The organism is Marinomonas sp. GJ51-14 (assembly GCF_055808695.1).
In genome coordinates this window covers 759435-778987 of record NZ_CM147879.1, presented here as the reverse complement: position 1 = coordinate 778987, position 19553 = coordinate 759435, and the positions used below count along the sequence as shown (strand labels likewise).

Here is a 19553-nt window from a genome sequence, read left to right as displayed (position 1 = left end):
GTTAAAGTGACTCATTATTCTTCATATCATCAATAAAGAAGGTTTGCCGAGTGGGCTTAAAAAGTAAAATTATCTTATTAGCCGTAGCGCCTTTAATTGTCGCAACTACCATTATTATTTACTTGAGTTTACAGTCCGCCCGAGAATTAGCTGCGGAAGAGTTGGCAATTTATGAATACAATCTAGTAAACGCGAAAGAAAAAGCACTTAAAAATCACGTCAATATTGCCTTGTCTGCGATTAAGCCTGTGTTGGAAGACGATCAACTTGATGATGCTATTGCACAGGCTGAAGTAAAACGGATACTTGCAGGTTTACGTTATGACGACGATGGTTATTTTTTCGTCTATGAGATGTCTGGTGTCAACCTTGTGCATCCCACGCAACCCGATTTTGTTGGAAAAGACTTGTGGGCGTTCCAAGACCGTTCAGGTAACTATTTGATTCAGGGTCTGATTAATGCAGCTCAAGCTGGTGGTGGGTTTCATCGTTATGTTTGGGAAAAACCACCTCTGATGCGTTTAGAAGACAAACTTAGCTACGCCATTGCCATCGACCGGTGGAATTGGATGTTTGGTACAGGCTTGTATCTAGATGATGTTTATAAAGAGTTGGAGAAGACTCAAGCGACGATGAATGAAAATATTCAGCGTAGCTTTTTTAATGTCATGATAGTGGTCGTTATTACGGTTATTTTTGTGGTTTTGATTGGTTTAGCGATTAATCTTCATGAGCACAAACTAGCAGACTCGCGATTAAATTCCGTGGCCCAACGTTTTATGCGCTTGCAAGTAAACGAGCGTCGGGGGTTCTCCAGAGAGCTTCATGATGGCATCAACCAATCACTTGTCAGTTGTAAGTTTCGGATAGAGCTAGCAGGAAATAAATTGCGACGTAATGACAGTCATGAAGTTGTGCAAGATGAATTATTCAAAGCCAGCGATTTGATTAGTCAGACGATCAATGAAGTGAGGCAAATTTCTCATAATTTACGTCCTACTTTATTGGATGATTTAGGTTTAGACACGGCGATACGCTCCTTAATTGATCAGTTTTCGGAACGAACGGGTATTAAGGTTGAATATCAATCTGATGTGACAGGTGAAGTGGTAGATGAAGTCGAAATTAGTATTTATCGATTGACTCAAGAAGCTTTGACTAATATTGAGAAGCATGCAGAAGCTAGCGTCGTAAGGCTTATACTACAGAAAAAAATCAAAAGATTGAGTTTGAATGTCGAGATAATGGAAAAGGAATTTCTGATAATCCAGAACCTGGTATTGGTTTTATCAATATGCGAGAGCGATTGGAATTAATGGGCGGTGACTTTCATATTGCATCACAGAAGGGGCAGGGTACTTGGATTTATGCTGCTTTCCCCGTTTAATTTTCTTATTTAATAAAGGGTTAGCCCTTTTTATTGAAACATTAGAAAGAGTTTAGAATATGACTATTTTGCCTCCTTTGTTGCGAGTATTGCTCGTAGATGATCACACTCTAGTATTAGACGGTTTACAGGCTCGTTTGGAGTTAGAGGGAAACATCGACATAATTGGCACAGCGTCCAATGGTTTGGAGGCGCTTGAAAAAGCCAAAGAGCTTAATCCAGATCTGGTTTTGATGGATGTCTCCATGCCAGTTTTGAATGGTTTAGAAGCCACAAAACGTTTTAAAGCTGAGCAGCCTGAGATCAAAATTCTCATGCTTAGTATGCATAATGATAAAGAATACATCATGTCACTGATTCAATCAGGTGCAAATGGTTATGTCTTAAAGGACGTGTCCTCTGAAGAGTTAGTGCAAGCAATCAATACAGTACATCAAGGGGGCACTTATTTTAGTTCTGGGGCTTCCGATGCCTTGTTTGCTCAAGTCAATCCAACGGCGAAATGTGAAGAGTTAACTAAGCGAGAGATTGCTGTACTTACCCATGTTGCTACAGGCTTATCTAACAAAGAAATTGCTCATGCACTGGATATTAGTGTGAGAACAGTGGAAACCCATCGACAAAATATTAAAACCAAATTAGATATTCATACCTCTGCGGGTTTAGTGAAATACGCACTTGCCCATCAATTAGTTGAATAAAATAGGTTGTTGCCTCATTTGTAAGCACTTCTGACAATAAAAGGGTACAGTGAAGCCTACGACAATTTTGTCGTAGGCTTTTTTATAGGCCATTTTCTAAATATGGATTTCGTATGCGATTGTTAGTTGTTTCTTTTATTACTTTATTGTTTGGAGCTTCGCCTCTTTTCGCTGCAGATGATTGGTACCGTCCACCTGTTTCTGTCACTTGGCAATGGCAATTGGATGGTGTGATTAACGAAGGTTACGATGTTGATTTGTACAATATTGATTTATTTGATTCATCTGCTGAACTGATTCAGCGTTTACAGTCATCAGGTAAAAAAGTGATTTGTTATTTTTCTGCCGGTTCTTATGAGGATTGGCGTTCCGATGCTACTTCATTTGTTTCACAAGATTTAGGGAAAACTCTTAGCGGTTGGGACAATGAAAGATGGTTAGATATTCGTTCAAAAAATGTTCATAAGGTTATGTTTGGACGTTTAGACATGGCCGTACAAAAAGGTTGCGATGGTGTAGAACCTGATAATGTTGATGGTTATCGAACGAATACAGGCTTTTCCTTCCGAGCAAATGACCAATTAACTTTTAACCGATTACTGGCGGACGAAGCTCACAAAAGAGGTTTGGCAATTGGATTAAAGAACAACCTTGATCAGGCAAGATCCTTATCTGATCATTTTGATTTCGCGGTAAATGAGCAGTGTTTTGAATTTTCAGAATGTCGTACATTGTCTATTTTTATTAAAAAGGGCAAGCCAGTACTGAACGTTGAATATCGTAAAATCTATTTAGATGATCTGTCTGAAAGGGCAAGTATGTGTAAACAATCTTTAGCATTAGAGTTTAGTTCATTACTATTGCCTTCAGGCCTTAATGATGACTTTCGAGTGAGCTGTCAGCCTTAGGTTGGCTATTTTTTTTATTAATTGTTAGGAGAGCATCATGATTCCTGGGACTTATCCTTTATTTTGGCGAGATGCTTCTTTGCCTTATATCGAGCTTCGACAAGTTTTGGATGGTCGAGATGTCAGCTACGCACCACACTTTCATGAAACTTGGTCTATAGGTGCTATTCTTGACGGTGAAAGTGAGTTTCTGTGCGCTGATTGCTTACACACGGTCGAGCGCGGTACTTTGGTGATGATGAACCCAAACGTGGTTCATGCTTGTAATCCTAGCCAAGATTCGCCTTGGGCGTATTACATGATGCATCTAGATAAAGACTGGTTGGCGGCGTTATTACACGTAAAAAATATAAGAGATACGCCCCATTGGAAAAACAGCTCTCTGGATACTTTAGTTGATAAAATTTTTTATGACGAATTTATAACTTTGTGCGAAAACCTAATGTCTAAAGCATTGGAACCTGATGAGAAAGAGCAATTGTTGCAACGCTATTTTATTGATTTATTTGCTTATCTGGATAATACCACTGAATTCAATGAAACAGGTTTGTCCGCCAATAAGCTGTATAAGGTCGCAGATTATTTGAATAAAAACTGTTTAGAAGAAACATCCATCGACCTTATTAGTGCAAAATTTGGTTTTAGTACAGGGTATTTAGTGCGTGCATTTAAACGCCATTTTAATATGACGCCGCATGCGTATCGATTAAATCGACGGGTTCAATTAGGTCAACGGGCACTAAAAGAAGGACAAGCTATCGCCGAAGTTGCGCAAGCCATTGGCTTTAGTGATCAGGCGCATTTTCAGCGAGTTTTCAAAAAACGAGTGGCAGCCACGCCAGATCAATATCGTCGCTCTGTATCACATATGTAGACCAAAACGCTTAAATAAATCAGACCAGAATCATCACGCAACTCCCAGCCAGTAAAATGGCGAGTGTTTTATTCATTGCTCGCATTTTCGCTGGGCTCTGAAAATATTGCCCCAATAGAATCCCTATTCCAACCCAGACACCTAATGACAACCAACAGATAGGCAAATACAAACTGGCAAACAGCAAAACTTGATCTGTCGTGGCCTCTGGAATGTAAGCGGCAATACCAGACACGGACGCTAACCATGCTTTGGGGTTGAGCCATTGCATCATTACGCCTGTCATAAAAGTTGGTGCAGAGCTAGATGAATCCGCATCGAGATCGCCATTGTCCATAAACAGCTGATAACTTAAATAGAAAAGAAAGGCGATACCGAGCCACTGCAATACCAGCGTTAGCCAAGGTAATGCGCTGATGATATGTTGCAGACCAAGACCAATCATCAGAAAAAGAAAGATAAACCCAATGCTGGCACCAGAAACAAAACGTAAGCCTACTTTTGCGCCATAACGGGCACTGCCACTCAAAGAAAGCAGGTTAATCGGGCCCGGTGACAAAGACGCTGCCAAGGCAAATAAAGACATAGACGTAATTAAAGACAAAGTCATAATATGTTTCTCAGAAATTCAAACAGGCGCTTACTATCGTCTTTTAGTTATCCCGAGTATTGAACAAAATTGACCTTTTAATTATGACAAGGAATCACGTGAATCATTATCGTCTTTGATTACGATCTTTAATAGAGAGTGAAAAATGTCTAGCCCGAAGCAATAAAAAGCCCGTATTAGTGTTAGCTAAAAACGGGCTTTTTCAGTTTCGCTTTAACATTTACTTATTAAGTTGAGCGAGTAATTTCTCTGCAACGAGTTCTGAGCTTGCTGGGTTTTGTCCTGTAATCATCAGTCCATCTTGAACAGCGAAAGCGGCCCAATCCGCGGTGTTTTTGTAGTCTGCACCACGTTTTTTCATTTCATCTTCAAGTAAAAAAGGCACGATATCGGTTAATTGTACGGCAGCTTCTTCACTATTCGTAAAGCCTGTAACGGTTTTACCTTTAATAAAGTATTCGCCATTCACATCTTTAATGTTTAAGAAAGCGCTTGGTGCGTGGCAAACAGAAGAAATTGGTTTGTTGGCTTGTATAAAGCTTTCAATTAAAGCAATAGATTCTGCATTATCCGTAAGGTCCCAAAGCGGGCCGTGGCCGCCAGGATAGAAAACAGCATCAAAGTCATCATGCTTCATATCCGCTAGTTTATGAGTGTTAGCAATAATGTCTTGTGTTGCTTTGTCGTCATAGAAGCGAGTCGTTGCCTCTGTTTGTGCGTCAGGTGTTTCACTATTTGGGTCTATTGGTGCCTGTCCGCCTTTTGGCGTTGCCACGGTAACTTCTGCGCCAGCATCAATGAAAGCGTAATAAGGTGCAGCGAATTCTTCTACCCAAAAACCAGTTTTGTGGCCAGAGTTGCCCAAATCAGAATGTGATGTTAGAACAACTAGAATTTTATTTTTGCTCATGAGGAGCTCCTAATGAAATATGTCGAATGAATTAATTAACTTGTGATTAGTCTATAGAATTAAATTAATAAACGTAATTAGGAGGTATTTGACTTCATTGGTTTAATATTTGATACAATAGAAAGGATAAAAAATTTATTAGATACAGTGAGCTGTTGCTATGGAAGTTTCTTTTGAGCAGTTGAAAAGTATGGTTGTGTTCGCTCAAGTAGTGGATCAAGGCAGTTTAACCGCCGCGGCGAAAGTCATGGGTATTTCTCGCGGCGTAGTGAGCTACCATTTAAAAAAATTAGAAGAACACTTGGGAGTAAAACTACTCAACCGTACCACTCGCTCCTTGTCTTTAACTGAAACGGGAGAAGCCTATTATCAGCGATGTCGCACTATTGCTTATCAAGCTCATGAAGCAAATCAACAAATTGAAAAAGCCAAACAAGAGCCTGTAGGCAAATTAAAAATCACCTGCCCAGTGAATTTGGGCCTGCAAGTTATAGTGCCTGTACTGAATGAATTTCGTCGACTTTATCCACTAATAGAACTGAATGTCTCTTTGAGTGATGATGTTGTTAATATTATTAAAGAGGGTGTTGATCTTGCTATTCGTGGTGCACCATTATTAGATTCAGGGCTACAAGCCAGTAAACTCAAAACGTTTGAAACCTGTCTATGTGGTTCTCCTGATTATTTTCGTCGTCGTGGTCGTCCAACGCAACCTGAAGAATTGTATGATCATGATTGGGTCGTATATACACCAGCGGCGAATACAGTACATCTTTCTCAGGAATCTCGGTCTTTTAGTCTCTCTGTACATGGCAGTGTGAGTACGAATAATGCGGCGGCGCGAACCTTGTTTTTAGAAGGTGGCAATGGCATAGGAAAAATACCTATGTACGATGCGATATCACGTATTAAGAAAGGCAGCTTAGAACGTATTTTGGCGGACTATCATTGCACAGGAATTGATGTTTATGCTGTCTTTCCTCCAGGAACCGCAGAGTCAAAAAAACTACGTTTATTATTAGATTTTCTAAAAGAGTCTTTTTCGCGTTTGCATTAAAAACAAGAGCAAGATTTGATAGTGTGTCATTGTAAATGGCGGTGCTTTTTTATTCTGTAAATTTTCTCGATGAAAATAGGCAAATTCACTCATTAAAAGGAAAGTAATATGCTATCTCGTTTTGTATTAGGTTTGTGTTTTAGTTTCTTTATGTCAGCCTTGATGGCGGCACCTGTTAGTGCAATAGAAGATGAAGAACTGTCAGAAGATAAAAAATTGGCGCAAACTGTTTTCGAGTTAGAACGCAGCGTCGCGATCTTACAGCTTTCCAAAGCCAGCTTAGATGACTATCAAGTAATGAGTAAAAAAATGGCTCACATTGCTTCTCTAGAAGGCCGTGTCGATTTTTTGAGTAATGTGATCTTTTTATTGTGTGTGGCATTGATGATTTTCTTTTTCAATTACGACGTCAACAAAAGCGTTTGTTGTTACTTGAACGACATTCAAAACTTTAAGTAGGACTTTACCAAAGAGTTAGATGCTTTCTCCAGGTTCTATTTTAAAGGGTAAGTTAATGACTCTTTCTGTGACGGCATTACCTTTTAAACGAGATAATAAATGCTCAGCGGCCAAGCGACCGATTTCTTCTCGAGGCGTAATAACGGTGGCTAATAATGGCACCATAACTCTTGCTATATCGTGACCATGAAAGCCTGCAATGCCCATTTCTTCGGGAATTTTAATGCCAGCTTTTTGACAAGCATAGATAGCACCAATGGCTAAATCGTCATTAGTACAAAATACCCCATCTGTATCAGGTTGTTTTTCTAAGGCCTCTTTCATGAATTGCTCGCCTAATGAAAAAGACGAGGCGCTGTCTGTACTGATACAGAGTTCAGTTAGACCGTTATCCTGCATAGCTGCTCTGTAGCCTTGCAACCTTAACAGTGTTCTTTGGTCCATTCGGGCGGCAAAATAAACAATTTTAGAATGACCTTTTTTAATCATGCATTCTGTCATGGCATAAGCGGCTGCTTGGTTATCGATACCTATCGCTTGCTCAATTGGTGGTGATGTGGAATCCATGATTTCAATAACTGGAATACCAGCCACACTGAGCATTTTTCGAACCCTTTCAGTGTGGTAACTTTCTGAAATAATCAGACCGTCAACATTGTAAGAAAGTAAGGTGGCAATACGGGCTTCTTCGGCTTCTTGGCTGTAACCATAATGAGCCAACATGGTTTGGTAACCAGCAGGTTCTAATATGGATTCCACTCCGCGTATAACTTCGGCAAATACATGGTTGGTTAATGATGGCAGTAAGACGCCAATCGCGTGGCTTTTAGATTTAGATAAAATATCTGGTGCGCGATTAGGTATGTAGCCTAAATTATCTAAGGCTTCTTTGATCTTTATTCGTAGAGGAGGAGAGACTTGATCTGAATCCTTAAGGTAACGACTCACCGTCATTTTTGTCACGCCGACTAAATTTGCAACATCTTGTAGTGTGGGGCGTTTACTTTTTATAAGTGAGTTTTTCATACCTGAGCTTTTCATATCAAGAGACGTATCCATGAATTGTTACCTGTAACATTAGCATAAGCAATTCATGGCTAGAAATAAAAAAAGTAATTTAGCGTGATTGTATTCAAAGGCATAACAGCTTGTTATGCCTTTATTTCTTTAATCATTAGATAGAAACGAAAGAGCTTCGTTCAGAACCGCATCTGCATCTTGAGAGATATCAATAACAAATGCTTCTTCTTCTGTCGGCTCGATCAAGGTCGCAAACTGGCTTTCTAACATCTCACGACCGTTAAAATAATGCCCATCGCGTTTTTGGTGACGTTCCCAGATCGTATCAATACTGCCTTTTAAATAGATCATAGCAACATCATCCAGACCCTGACGGAGCATAGTTCGATATTCAGGTTTCAACCCAGAACAAGCAATGACAGCGGTTGGATTATCAATTAATAACCTGTTGAGTGCCGCTAACCAATCTTTGCGATCATCGTCTGTGAGTGGAATCCCTTGGCTCATTTTTGCTACATTGGCTTCACTATGAAAATCATCGCCATCAAAGAAACGATAGCCAAGTTTATCTGCGATATTTTTACCTATTAGTGACTTACCTGAGCCTGACACGCCCAGTACTACAATTTTTTTAATCATCTTCTTAAATCCTTATACCTTGCTGTTATCAGCAAGGTTGTATCGTTCAAAGAACTGCTTGAACGGCATTGTTGTTTGTTGCCTATTTCCACCAAAGCGCCAATTCTGGGAAGAATATAACCAAGGCGAGCACGACAACTTGAATGCCAATAAAAGGAAGCAAAGAGCTGAATATTTCACCTAAACTGATATCTTTGGGTGCAACAGATTTAAGATAAAAAGCCGCAGGGCCAAATGGCGGTGATAAGAAAGAAACCTGCATATTCAAACAGAACACCACACCAAACCAAATTGGGTCTAAGCCGAGTCCGACAATAATGGGTACAAAGATAGGCATGGTTAATAATGCGACGCCTACCCAATCTAAGAACATACCTAAGACAAGTAAGATAACCATCATGATCATAATGGTACCCATAACGCTGCCACCACTTAGAGCCAGAATGATTTCTTCAACAAAATCGATACCGCCCATAAGGTTGTAAACACCAACAAGAGCGGTTGCACCAATACCAATCCAGATGATCATGCCACATGTGCTCATGGTCGCTTTGGCACTGTCTTTGATCATAGAAAAATCAAGTTCGCCACGAATGGCCGCACTAATTAAGATACCGACTACGCCTAGAGCAGAAGCTTCTGTAACCGATGCGACACCTAAATAAATACTGCCAAGAACCGTCATAACAGTAAGTAGAGGAAAGAAAAGCGCTTTGAAATAGTTGATATCATCATCAGCGGCAAGTTCTTCTGCTGTTGGTAACGGCGCGTATTCTGGATGAATACGACATAGAATAAGTACGTAAGCCATGTAGGCAAAAGCTAATATAAAAGCAGGCAGGAACGCCGCTTTAAATAAATCACCAATAGAAACACTTGCCGTTAAACCATAGATAATTAATACGATGCTTGGTGGTAACATGGTGCCAAGTGCGCCACCTGCACAGGTCGTTCCGATTGCTAACTTGCGGTTATAACCAAGGCGTAACATTTGCGGTAACGCTAGAATGCCCAGTAGAACGGTTTCACCACCGATAACACCAGACATAGAGGCTAAAACAATCGCAACTAATAATGTTTGTACTGCAACACCGCCACGAAGCTTACGGCCGAATACCTTCATTGCATCGAACAGGTCACGGGCAATGCCAGATCTATCTAGGAGAGCCGCCATTAAGACAAACATAGGAACGGCGAGGAAAACATAACTGCCAACAAAACTGTATAAGCGACTGGTGATTAGTGGCAATGCGCCAACACCAAACCAACCAATAGCAAAAACCAGCGCAACAAGAGCGGTAACAAAAGCCAACTGCATACCAGTTAGCAATAATAGAATCATAGAACCGAGCATGAGTAGGCTGCCGTAGCCTATGCCCATAGCGGATAAATCAAACATCTTTGCGTTTCCTTAGGCCATTAATCTCTTGAATCAGATGCAGTAAAAACTGCACGAACATAATACTTAAGGTAAGAAAAATCATGCCTTTTACTAACGCTGGGAAAGCAGGGTTCCAAGCTGAACCAGATGTTTCTAAACGTATTTCACCGAATGGCGAGAACCAAGAATCTTGTACCATTTGATAAGCGGCCCAACTTAATAAGCCAGAAAAAATCAGCCCCATAATATGGTGGAAAACATTCAGCCAACGTCGAGTTTTGTCTGAAACCATATCGTAGATCAACACGACGCGAACATGTTTGTTAATCGACATCGCATAAATTCCACCGAAAACAAATAAACAGCCGCCAAGGAAAGAAGCGGTTTCATGTACCCAAATAGTGGGGGCATTGAATACATAGCGCATTAATACTTCATAAAAAGAAATCGCAACGGTAAGGATAAATAATAAACTCAAGGTGTTGCCAAGCTTATAAATGAAACGATCTAAAGCGTTTCTTGGCTCGTCTGAGTTATCAACAATAGGGGGATGAATGGTTTCTTTCATAATCGGATCCAATGAAAAGCAGGCGTGATATTACGCCTGCTTTGCGTGGCTTAATAAATCATCTTAGTTGTGTATTTACAACTTATAGAAGACCGTTTGTTTCTAGGTAGGTCGTAATTGAATCGTATACTTTTTGGGCATTTTTTGAACCCTTAGCAAACTCTTCCCATTGCGTACGAGCAATCGCACGGAATTTTTTACGTTCTTCAGCAGACCAGTCGTGGATAGTGATATTTGGATCAGCTTGAGCTGCTTTTACCGCGATTTGATCGGCAATATGCAATTGAGTTGTCATATCTTGAGCAAAATCACGTACGGATACCGTAAGGATTTCTTGGATATCTGCTGGTAACTTGTCCCATTTCTTTTGATTCATTGAAATGTCGATCAATGGTAGAGAATGGAAGCCAGGTTGTACAGGATGTGTCGCGATGTCATTCATGCCAGCTTTTTGGTTTGTGGAAAAAACCGTGTAATCCGCAGCATCAATAACGCCTTTGCTTAGGCCTGTGAATACTTCAGAACCTGGTAGGTTTACTGGAGCAGCACCTGCAGCGGCAAATACACGTTGAACTAAACCTTCTGGAGCACGAAGTTTCAAGCCTTTAAGATCTTCCACACCGTTCAATGGAACACGAGAAACAAAAGACTCAACGCCAGTGGTTGAACCACCGATGAATTTCACGCCATAAGGAGCGTAAAGTTCAGTCATTAGCTCGTAACCGCCACCATAGTTTACATATTGTAGAAGTTGTTGAGTGCTTGACCATGCGCCAACTGTATTACCAATTAATCCAAATGCGGGATCTTTACCGGAGAAAAATTCAGTCGCAGTGATATGACCATCTAGGATGCCCATTTTGATTCCATCAAGGGTTTCAGTATGTTTGAAAACACTGCCTACAGGAAGTAAATCGATATGAACACGACCACCAGTCATGGCTTCAACGCGTTCCGTCCACTCTTTTTGAACTTGGAAGTTTTTATCGCCCGCTGGATCAGAAGATTGGAACTTGAATTTATAATCTGCAGCGATAGCAGATGTAGAGAGTGCGCCAGCTAAAGTGGCAGTCAGAAGAACTGTACTAATCTTGCTCATAATTATGGCTTCCTGATGATTATTTTTTTTAGGAAAGAGTCTTGGTTTTGTCTGTATGTTACCGGTAACTCTTAATGCGAATGTTACCGGTAACTTTTCCTCTTAGTCAAGCATTTGATAGGGAATTAAATGAAAGATTTGATAGCCAATTGATATATAAAAGAATTTAACACAAGGTTGGAAAAACTAATTACGGCTGAAAGCAAATAAACGTCTTTGTTTGGCTTTAGACATTGGTCTAAGAAACGTTTTGTTATCTACAATAAAGGCGCACACTCTTTTATTGATTAGTCTTTTGTTGATTAGTGAAGAGAATAATAATATGGCTGCCATAGATATTCCTGAAGTCCACAAATTCATTACAACCATTCCTCCGTTTTCGAGCTTAGACTTGCCAGAAAGGACGCGCTTATTAACCGGCGTTTCTATGCTGTATGTTCGCCAAGGCCAAGTCCTATCATTGGAAAATGAAGCGGCAACAGTACATTTGATTCGTCGAGGGGCTTGTGAAATCCGTACGCCAAAAGGTGGACTGGTAGATCAAATTGCGGATGGTGAATGCTTTGGTGTATCGAGTGCCATGTCACAAAATCCTGATGGATTACAAGTTGTGGCTATGGAGGACAGCTTAGTTTATCGATTTGAAAAAGCTCATTTTTTAGAGGCATGCGAAAAAAGTGAAGCCTTTGGCCTTTTCTTTGAGCACACTCGTCACAATCGCTTGAAAAAGTTATCTCGCAGCCAGAACAATGAATTAGCCTCACCAGCATTACAACTTTCTACACCTATTGCGCATATCATGACGCGTCAGTTAATTTTGGCATCACCTAATGAAACGGTGCAAACCATCGCAATGCGTATGACAGAAGCTCGGGTTAGCTCGATTTTGGTGGTAGAGGGTTCCCGCTTATTGGGCATTGTAACAGATAGAGATTTACGCTCACGTATATTGGCATTAGGTGGTTCGTCAGACACTCTCGTCGCAGATGTGATGACAGCTTCGCCTGTGAGTTTGCCGCCGGAATCTCTGGTGATGCAGGCTCAGACCTTAATGAGTGAAAGTAATATTCACCATTTGCCAATTGTCGATGAGCAACAGAATGCTGTTGGCATGTTAACGGCTGCTGATTTATTGCGACATCAAGAACTTAGTCCGCTTTTATTAATCAATCAGATTCATCGTCAACAGAGTGTGGAAGCCTTGGCTCAGGCTTGTAAACAATGGCCGACCTTGATTATTAACTTGATTGTAACGGACATGAAACCTGCTGATATTGGCAAAGTATTGGCGACAGTCAGCGACAATTTAACGCGGCGCCTGATTGAGCTTGGGTTGGAAAAGTTTGGTCCGGCACCGATGGCTTTTCAATTTTTAGTGTTTGGTTCTCAAGCACGTAAAGATCAATCACTGGGCAGTGATCAAGACAATGGTTTGATGTTAGAGCGTGATCCTTCAGAAGAGGAAAGTGTCTATTTCGCTAACTTGTCTGAATTTGTTTGTCAGGGGCTAGGTTTGTGTGGGGTTCGATTGTGTCCCGGTAATATTATGGCGAGCAATCCCGAATGGCGAATGACAAATACTGGTTGGCAAAAAGCTTTTTCTAAGTGGATCAAAAGTAGTTCGCCCAGTGCTTTGCTTCATGCCAGTATCTTTTTCGATATTCGCTGTGTGTATGGCGACGAAGAAGCGGTAGATAGTTTAATTCAATCTATGCAGTTAGAAGTCAGTAAAAATAGTCTGTTTTTAGCCACATTAACGCGCAGCGCTTTGGTGACAAAACCGCCATTAGGTTTCTTTCGCCATTTCTTATTAGAGTCATCGGGTGAACACAAAAACCAATTAGATTTGAAGCATCAAGGCTTAGCACTTATTAATGACTTAGCAAGACTGTATGGCTTGTCATGTCAAACTTATCGAGTGGGAACCTTAGATCGCATCGAGCAGGCAATTCGTGAAAAACTGATCAGTGTTGATACGGCACGTAACCTGATGGACGCATGGGATCAGCTCAACGAATTACGTTTGGAAATTCAGAGTGCCCATTGGCAATCAACTGGAAAGGCGAGCGCTTATTTAGATCCTAAAAAATTAAGTTCACTAGAACGAAAACATCTGAAAACCACCTTTAGTATTATTAGCGATGTGCAAGACGTGGCTCAGCAACGCTTTTTAAGAGGTTACAGCTAGATGGTAATGGAACCGATGCAAAAGCTGATACACAAGGCGAAAGCGTGGCATTTGTCTCGTCAATCAACAAAACAAGATTGGGCTGATTGGAACTATTTAGTGTTAGATATTGAAACGTCTGGACTAGACGCTAAGCAAGATCATATCGTCAGCGTTGGCTGGGTTTGCATTCAAAATGGTGTGATTGAATTGGACAGCGCTCGTCATATCTTGCTTGAAAATGCAGAGGTTGGCGATAACGTTGGCATTCACATGATCATGGATTCTGACGTGGAGCGGGATGGTAAAAGACAAGAAAGTGTCTTGCGCTATCTACGGCATTTACTCAGAAACCGAATCTTAGTCATGCACCACGCGCCACTGGAATTAAGCTTTTTGAAACAATCATGGCAAACACTCGCTTTGCCTTCATTCTCGATAAATTGGTTAGATACCTTGGCGATTGAACGAACGAAAAATAACCGTTCCCAGCAGCCAATACAAGACGGCGGTTTTCGACTTGGAGCTTGTCGAGCGCGTTATGGATTACCAGAATATGAAGGCCACGATGCGTTAACCGACGCCTTAGCGACGGCTGAACTGTTACTCGCGCAGGTGGCTTATCAGGGAAGCTCTTGTCTACTGCACGACCTAAACCAAATGGGCGGCGGAAAAACCTGTTTTACACCGCGTTAAGTACCTCGCTCGTCTTGGCTGTAACGCACTGTTCCCTCCCATTTCTTCAAGGGGAGGGCTAGGGAGGGGTTCTGTCTGGCTCTTTTTGATCGGCCTTTAGACCGATCAGTCCTCCGTTCTGGGTTGCCAAAGCAAAACCATTCACTCGACACTATCGTTTGACCTCGCTCATCGGCTTTGCTTTGCCTTCAATAATGACGGTCTTGCTCGTTGGCACTGGTAGATAAATAAAAAGTCTTTTAGTATCAATATATAAGTGTTTTCAGCGTTGGGATAACTCGCTATGCATTATAAAACTGTTATACCTCAATCAAACTAGGGTTTTAAATGGAAGAAATTTTAGCTACATCGGAAAGTCTTAAAGAAGCCTTATCGTTAAGTGAAAGTATTATTAGTGATATTGAACTGAATACAGGTTCTCTAAGCAGTATTGCATTAAAAGCGAGCCGTCTTGCTCGTTTAATCGGTCATTTTGATCATCAAAAAATCTTTCTTTATGAAGTAAGCGGGTACCCAAAAACACCGAATGGCGTTGACTCCAAAACGTGGGCTCTTGCTGGAGTAGCTGGACGAATAAATAAACATAAAGATAATGAAGGTATACATGAAACAGCATCACTGGATTCACTTGAGCAGTTACATTTTGACCTAGAGGCTGCTAAGGATAGTTTAGCAGTGGCAAAAGATGCCGATGTAGCACTGACCTCAGCAAATCCAAATCAGTACCTTTCTGCACCATTAGGTAATAAAAGAGAAAGGGATTCGTTACGCCTCAGTATTAGTCAAAAATCTAAATTCATTGCTAAACGACGTGCATTTGTATACGAGTATGTGTCTTCAGTACATTATGAAATTAAATATTCAGCAATTTCCAATGACATTTTTTCTAGAATACGTTCAAAAGTAGACGAGAAAGTTGGCTCTTTGATTCCAGATTCAGTACAAAAATTTTCTGCTGTATATGAAAACCTTAGGTCTGAGAATACCGAAGATTGGTCAAATGCTGTGCATAGTTGTAGGCGAATTCTTCAAGATACAGCAGATGTACTGTATCCGGCTAGAGAGCCAAAAATATTAGAAGTTAATGGTAAAGAAAGAACAATTAAGCTTGGCCCCGACAACTACATAAATCGATTGATGGCATATGTAGAGGAAAACGTCACTTCGAAAAGGTTTGAAGAAATTGTTGGTTCTCATATGAAATACCTCGGAGAGCGGCTTGATTCAATTTTTCAAGCTGCGCAAAAAGGTTCCCATGATGTAATTTCAAGTCAGGATGAGGCCGATAGATATGTAATTTATACTTATCTTGTTGTTGGTGATATATTGCAGCTTAAAGCAGAAGTTGAGCAAGAAGAGGTCAATTTGGAACATTATAGTTAACTGAAGCGTAATAAGCCTCAATACACGAAAACTTCACTCGTTACACTTACAAAATCTTGGGTGAGCGAGGTGTTATGTGTTCTCGAAGAAAATAGAGGATTTATGAAATTTATAGTCGTGGATTGGTTTTTTGCTGTGCTATAAATCAGCCGAAAATGCAGATGCTAGGTGTCAGGAGATAAGTCTTTGGCTTTAACACAAATGCAGGTAATTCAATCTCTAGGCGAGTCGATGACTTGGCTTGAACGTGAGTTAAGTTGGGGTGTTCCTATTACAGAGTTGAGGCATTTGACAGGAAGAATTGGTGAACTTTATTCAGCTTTGATTACCAATGGTCAAATGGCAACTGAAGTAAATCAATCCGGGTATGATGTAGTAAGTGGAGACGGTGAAAGAGTCTCAGTCAAAACGACTGGACGTCTTGCTAATAATGGACAAGTTTCATTTAACTCAAATACACTCCACTGTGTTGACCGCGTTGTTGTGTTGCGGATTAACGTTGAAGAGATGCAAATCGAAACCTTGTTCGACGGAAGTGTTGAGCAAGCCAAATCGCTCATGTGTACTTCTGGCTCAAAGTACACACTTGCTTTGAGCAAACTAACTAAATCTGACCGCATCAATCGAGAGATTCCAAAAGTTAAAGAGGCTGTCTGGGACAACTTAACTATTGCTGAACGTGAGAATGGCTCAATAGAGGTTATTGAAAATGAATCTCCTCTTGTGCCAGCTAAACCACATCTTAGGAAAATGGCTAAAGCGCTTGGGGTCTCAATACTAAATAGCAATGGAAACTACTACAACACAAGGCAATTGGGAAGTTTACTCATCAGTGAACTGAATGCCTAATTAATGCCATCCCATCTCTCACCATCGAATTTATGATGACTAAGAGCTCCCTAACACAGCCCATTATTCCAACCATTCAGCTGTTGGAAGGAATCGGCTCATAACCCCAATCTTCTATTTTGGGTTCTGTCGCGAGTACTTTAGGTTGTTCTGACCAATGCAATAAACTCAGTTCGCCAGAAGTTGATTCGGTTAGCGCAGTGCAATGCTCGACCCAGTCGCCATCGTTACAGTAAAGGATGTCGTCTTTCATTCTAAATGAAGCAAAGTGAATATGGCCGCAAATATAACCGTCCACTTTTTGGTTCTTAGCTGATTTTAACGCCGCTGTTTCGAATCGTTCGATGAACTCTTTGGCTTTGCTAATGTGGCTTTTCAAATAGCCAGCGAGTGACCAATAAGGCAAACCAACAAACCGTCTGACGCCATTTATCCATTGGTTGAGTGACAACATGACGCCGTGAGCTCGGTCTCCGATGGCTAACATAAGGGGACTGATTTTTACCATCTGATCGAATTCATCACCGTGGCTAACATGGAAAGTTCGACCATCTGCGGTTTTATGGCGAGCATGCATTTTAATATCAATGCCAGATAAGTTTTGCCCTGCAAATTGGCGGAAGAAGGCGTCATGGTTGCCAGGGATGTAAATGACCTTGGTACCGGATTTCGCCATACTTAATACTTGCTCAACCACTTTTTGGTGAGTATCGACAAAATAAGCTTTATGGCGCATCTCTTGTAAATCAATAATATCGCCAACTAGATAAAGCGTGTCCGTTTGAATGCTTTTCAAGAAATCCAACAAATGAATCGCCTGACAGGCTTTTGTTCCTAGGTGAACATCAGAAATAAACACGGATCGAAACTTAGTTTGCATAAACACCTCGTTCGGGTTGTTGCTAGCGTAATCGGTCTGATTACTTCTAGATTAATCCGTGTTTATGACAAACTCATGCTTTCTTTATGACAGTTAGATAACAGAAAATTAAACCGTCATTTCGAGTTTTGATGTGACAAGGTAAGGCTGTAAATATAAATGATTACCGCCTTTTTGTTTCGCTGACTTTTTCGCTTGCGCAGCCATTTCAGCTACTTGGTGGTGATTTTTGCATTGTTTTGAATCGGGTTTAACAACGCCAATCGATAAGCTTAAAATCGGATGAAAGAGTGTTGTGCCTTGACGATTTTTTGTCCAAACACCACCTTCGTTTAGAATATCGTCAGAGTAAAAATCACGTATTCTGCTTGTGAACATAGTCAAGATTGTCTCGCATTGCTGCTGCCAATCTGAATCGCCAAAGATAACAACGAAATCGTCGCCACCAATATGACCGATAAAATTATTGTCTGGAAAAACAACATCTTTGATTAAGCTGCCAACCAGTTGAATGACTGCATCTCCTTTTGAATAACCAAAAAAATCATTAAAAGGTTTGAAGTCATTCAAATCAAAGTACGCCACATGAAAGCTGTCTTCTGCGATTAAGCGACGACTGACTTCTCGATGAATTGGGACGTTTCCTGGTAATAAGGTAAGAGGATTTGAATAGGTCGCATTTTGAATTTTTAATTCGGTAATGCGTTTTAAAAGATCTCTTAGATGGCCTGTGCCAATAAACTTGCCGTTACGAACAACAATGATTTCGTTGTTCAGCGTATCCGCTTCTTGATTGGTCATTAAAGTAGAAACACTGGAAAGACTGACGTTACTTTCAACAATAAGGACGTCGCTGTTTATTAGATGTGTGACTGGCTTGTGTTCGTAAAGTGCTCGACCATAGGGTGTAGAAAAAAGTTCATGAAGTTGATGGCGTCTGACTACGCCAACAGGCATTTGGTTGTCATTGAGTATGGTGATGGCAATAAGATCTTGATGCTTTTTAAAGTATGCCGAAGCTTCATCAAGAAGGCTGGTTTCATGTAGACATGGTGTTGTGCGGCAGAGTGTTTGTACGGTTTCGGAATGATCAACTTGAAATTGCGAGCGTCGCTGAGCTTGGTTAACCAAATAAGGGTGAGTCGTAAATACGGGGTTATCTGTTGGTCGCCCAAGAAAATAACCTTGACCAAAGGCGACTCCAATCTCAATCAACTGATCTAGTTCTTGTTGTGTTTCTATGCCTTCTGCAATCAATAGGCAATTTAAGCGTTGTGCGATGGTGAGAATAGAGCGTACGAATTCTCGTTTGATTTCATCTTTATCAATGTTTTTAATAAAGTGTTTATCTATTTTGACAATATCTGGCTGTAACTCTGACCAAAGTTGTAACCCAGAATAGCCAACACCAAGGTCATCAATTGCCACTTGGAATCCCATCTCTCGATAATGATCAACACTAGAGCGAGGTAAACCATTATGGTCGTAAGGATGTTGTTCTGATAATTCAATAACAATATTTTTTTGATCCAAACCAAGTTCGTTAAGGATAGACAAGGTCATACCTTTTTGGTGGTCTGGAGAAGCCAATAAAGAAGCACTCACGTTTAAAAATAATCGGCCTTTTAAAGCGAGCTCCGCAAATTTAGAAAGTGCTTTTTCACGACACAGTAGTTCAAGCTTATGCAGCTTTCCTTCCTGTTGAGCGAGAGTAAATAATGGATCAGGGGAGAATAGTTTGGAATCTTGAGGGCCTCGAGACAGGGCCTCATGACCATAAATTTGGCCGTTATTTAAGTCATAGATAGGTTGGAAGTAAGGTGTAATCAACCTATTGGCTAGAATTTTTTCAAGCAGTATCTTGTCATCAATATGAGTCATTTTATCTCGAATATTTGGCGATTGAAAATTAACTAAGATAGGAGTTTATGTCATATTTGTTACGTTATGATGACTAGATGAAGG

20 protein-coding genes are annotated in these 19553 nt (G+C 40.6%); 11 read left to right on the top strand and 9 right to left on the bottom strand.

Annotated elements, in window-relative coordinates:
- Nucleotides 1–50: 50 nt before the first annotated feature.
- The 5 genes from AC0L3Y_RS03775 to AC0L3Y_RS03755 all read left to right on the top strand — a co-directional run bounded on the left by AC0L3Y_RS03775 (nucleotide 51) and on the right by AC0L3Y_RS03755 (nucleotide 3870).
- Nucleotides 51–1316, top strand: a complete 1266-nt coding sequence (locus tag AC0L3Y_RS03775; protein ID WP_473468977.1) for a cache domain-containing protein — start codon at nucleotides 51–53, stop codon at nucleotides 1314–1316.
- Nucleotides 1256–1387: a hypothetical protein gene (locus AC0L3Y_RS03770; protein ID WP_473470581.1), complete on the top strand. Its 132-nt coding sequence runs from the start codon at nucleotides 1256–1258 to the stop codon at nucleotides 1385–1387. Before AC0L3Y_RS03775 ends, AC0L3Y_RS03770 begins: the two co-directional genes overlap by 61 nt.
- Before the next feature lie 59 nt (nucleotides 1388–1446).
- Nucleotides 1447–2088: a response regulator gene (locus AC0L3Y_RS03765; protein WP_473468974.1), complete on the top strand. Its 642-nt coding sequence runs from the start codon at nucleotides 1447–1449 to the stop codon at nucleotides 2086–2088.
- A 113-nt stretch (nucleotides 2089–2201) separates the two neighbouring features.
- Nucleotides 2202–2996 (top strand): endo alpha-1,4 polygalactosaminidase, encoded by a 795-nt coding sequence (locus AC0L3Y_RS03760; protein WP_473468971.1) that lies wholly within the window; start codon nucleotides 2202–2204, stop codon nucleotides 2994–2996.
- Between the two features lie 37 nt (nucleotides 2997–3033).
- Nucleotides 3034–3870 (top strand): AraC family transcriptional regulator, encoded by an 837-nt coding sequence (locus AC0L3Y_RS03755; RefSeq protein WP_473468969.1) that lies wholly within the window; start codon nucleotides 3034–3036, stop codon nucleotides 3868–3870.
- A 19-nt stretch (nucleotides 3871–3889) separates the two neighbouring features.
- Here the strand turns inward: AC0L3Y_RS03755 and AC0L3Y_RS03750 are convergent, their stop codons facing one another.
- Entirely contained in the window at nucleotides 3890–4480 is a 591-nt protein-coding gene (locus AC0L3Y_RS03750) for a LysE family translocator (protein WP_473468966.1), read from the bottom strand.
- Nucleotides 4481–4700: 220 nt separating this feature from the next.
- Complete coding sequence (locus tag AC0L3Y_RS03745; RefSeq protein ID WP_473468962.1) at nucleotides 4701–5390, bottom strand: type 1 glutamine amidotransferase domain-containing protein; 690 nt, start codon at nucleotides 5388–5390, stop codon at nucleotides 4701–4703.
- Nucleotides 5391–5550: 160 nt separating this feature from the next.
- On the opposite strand from AC0L3Y_RS03745, the gene AC0L3Y_RS03740 reads away from it, so the two are divergent.
- Together AC0L3Y_RS03740 and AC0L3Y_RS03735 are read left to right on the top strand one after the other, a co-directional pair.
- Entirely contained in the window at nucleotides 5551–6447 is an 897-nt protein-coding gene (locus AC0L3Y_RS03740) for a LysR family transcriptional regulator (RefSeq protein ID WP_473468959.1), read from the top strand.
- 108 nt (nucleotides 6448–6555) lie between these two features.
- The gene (locus tag AC0L3Y_RS03735) at nucleotides 6556–6906 is read left to right on the top strand and encodes a hypothetical protein (RefSeq protein WP_473468956.1); all 351 of its coding nucleotides are present in this window, start codon (nucleotides 6556–6558) and stop codon (nucleotides 6904–6906) included.
- 15 nt (nucleotides 6907–6921) lie between these two features.
- On the opposite strand, the gene gntR is transcribed toward AC0L3Y_RS03735, so the two are convergent.
- The 5 genes from gntR to AC0L3Y_RS03710 form a co-directional block, all read right to left on the bottom strand.
- Nucleotides 6922–7965: a gluconate operon transcriptional repressor GntR gene (gene gntR / locus AC0L3Y_RS03730; RefSeq protein WP_473468953.1), complete on the bottom strand. Its 1044-nt coding sequence runs from the start codon at nucleotides 7963–7965 to the stop codon at nucleotides 6922–6924.
- Nucleotides 7966–8073: 108 nt separating this feature from the next.
- A complete protein-coding gene (locus tag AC0L3Y_RS03725; protein ID WP_473468950.1) occupies nucleotides 8074–8565 on the bottom strand; it encodes a gluconokinase in 492 nt (163 codons plus the stop codon).
- Nucleotides 8566–8647: 82 nt separating this feature from the next.
- A complete protein-coding gene (locus AC0L3Y_RS03720) occupies nucleotides 8648–9964 on the bottom strand; it encodes a TRAP transporter large permease (RefSeq protein ID WP_473468948.1) in 1317 nt (438 codons plus the stop codon).
- The gene (locus AC0L3Y_RS03715) at nucleotides 9957–10514 is read right to left on the bottom strand and encodes a TRAP transporter small permease subunit (protein WP_473468945.1); all 558 of its coding nucleotides are present in this window, start codon (nucleotides 10512–10514) and stop codon (nucleotides 9957–9959) included. Before AC0L3Y_RS03715 ends, AC0L3Y_RS03720 begins: the two co-directional genes overlap by 8 nt.
- An 82-nt stretch (nucleotides 10515–10596) precedes the next feature.
- Nucleotides 10597–11613 (bottom strand): TRAP transporter substrate-binding protein, encoded by a 1017-nt coding sequence (locus tag AC0L3Y_RS03710; protein WP_473468941.1) that lies wholly within the window; start codon nucleotides 11611–11613, stop codon nucleotides 10597–10599.
- Between the two features lie 322 nt (nucleotides 11614–11935).
- Between AC0L3Y_RS03710 and AC0L3Y_RS03705 the strand changes: the two genes are divergently transcribed.
- From AC0L3Y_RS03705 to AC0L3Y_RS03690, 4 genes are all read left to right on the top strand, one after another.
- Nucleotides 11936–13801 carry a DUF294 nucleotidyltransferase-like domain-containing protein gene (locus AC0L3Y_RS03705; RefSeq protein WP_473468938.1) on the top strand — a complete coding sequence of 622 codons (1866 nt, stop codon included), beginning with the start codon at nucleotides 11936–11938 and terminating at the stop codon, nucleotides 13799–13801.
- Between the two features lie 15 nt (nucleotides 13802–13816).
- Nucleotides 13817–14476, top strand: coding sequence for a 3'-5' exonuclease (locus tag AC0L3Y_RS03700; RefSeq protein WP_473468936.1), 660 nt, complete (start codon nucleotides 13817–13819; stop codon nucleotides 14474–14476).
- 327 nt (nucleotides 14477–14803) lie between these two features.
- The gene (locus tag AC0L3Y_RS03695; protein ID WP_473468933.1) at nucleotides 14804–15859 is read left to right on the top strand and encodes an AbiTii domain-containing protein; all 1056 of its coding nucleotides are present in this window, start codon (nucleotides 14804–14806) and stop codon (nucleotides 15857–15859) included.
- A 186-nt stretch (nucleotides 15860–16045) separates the two neighbouring features.
- A complete protein-coding gene (locus tag AC0L3Y_RS03690; RefSeq protein ID WP_473468930.1) occupies nucleotides 16046–16708 on the top strand; it encodes a DUF6998 domain-containing protein in 663 nt (220 codons plus the stop codon).
- Nucleotides 16709–16784: 76 nt separating this feature from the next.
- Here the strand turns inward: AC0L3Y_RS03690 and AC0L3Y_RS03685 are convergent, their stop codons facing one another.
- Nucleotides 16785–17588 (bottom strand): UDP-2,3-diacylglucosamine diphosphatase, encoded by an 804-nt coding sequence (locus AC0L3Y_RS03685; RefSeq protein WP_473468927.1) that lies wholly within the window; start codon nucleotides 17586–17588, stop codon nucleotides 16785–16787.
- A gap of 108 nt (nucleotides 17589–17696) precedes the next feature.
- Nucleotides 17697–19469, bottom strand: a complete 1773-nt coding sequence (locus AC0L3Y_RS03680; protein WP_473468925.1) for an EAL domain-containing protein — start codon at nucleotides 19467–19469, stop codon at nucleotides 17697–17699.
- Nucleotides 19470–19553 lie beyond the last annotated feature (84 nt).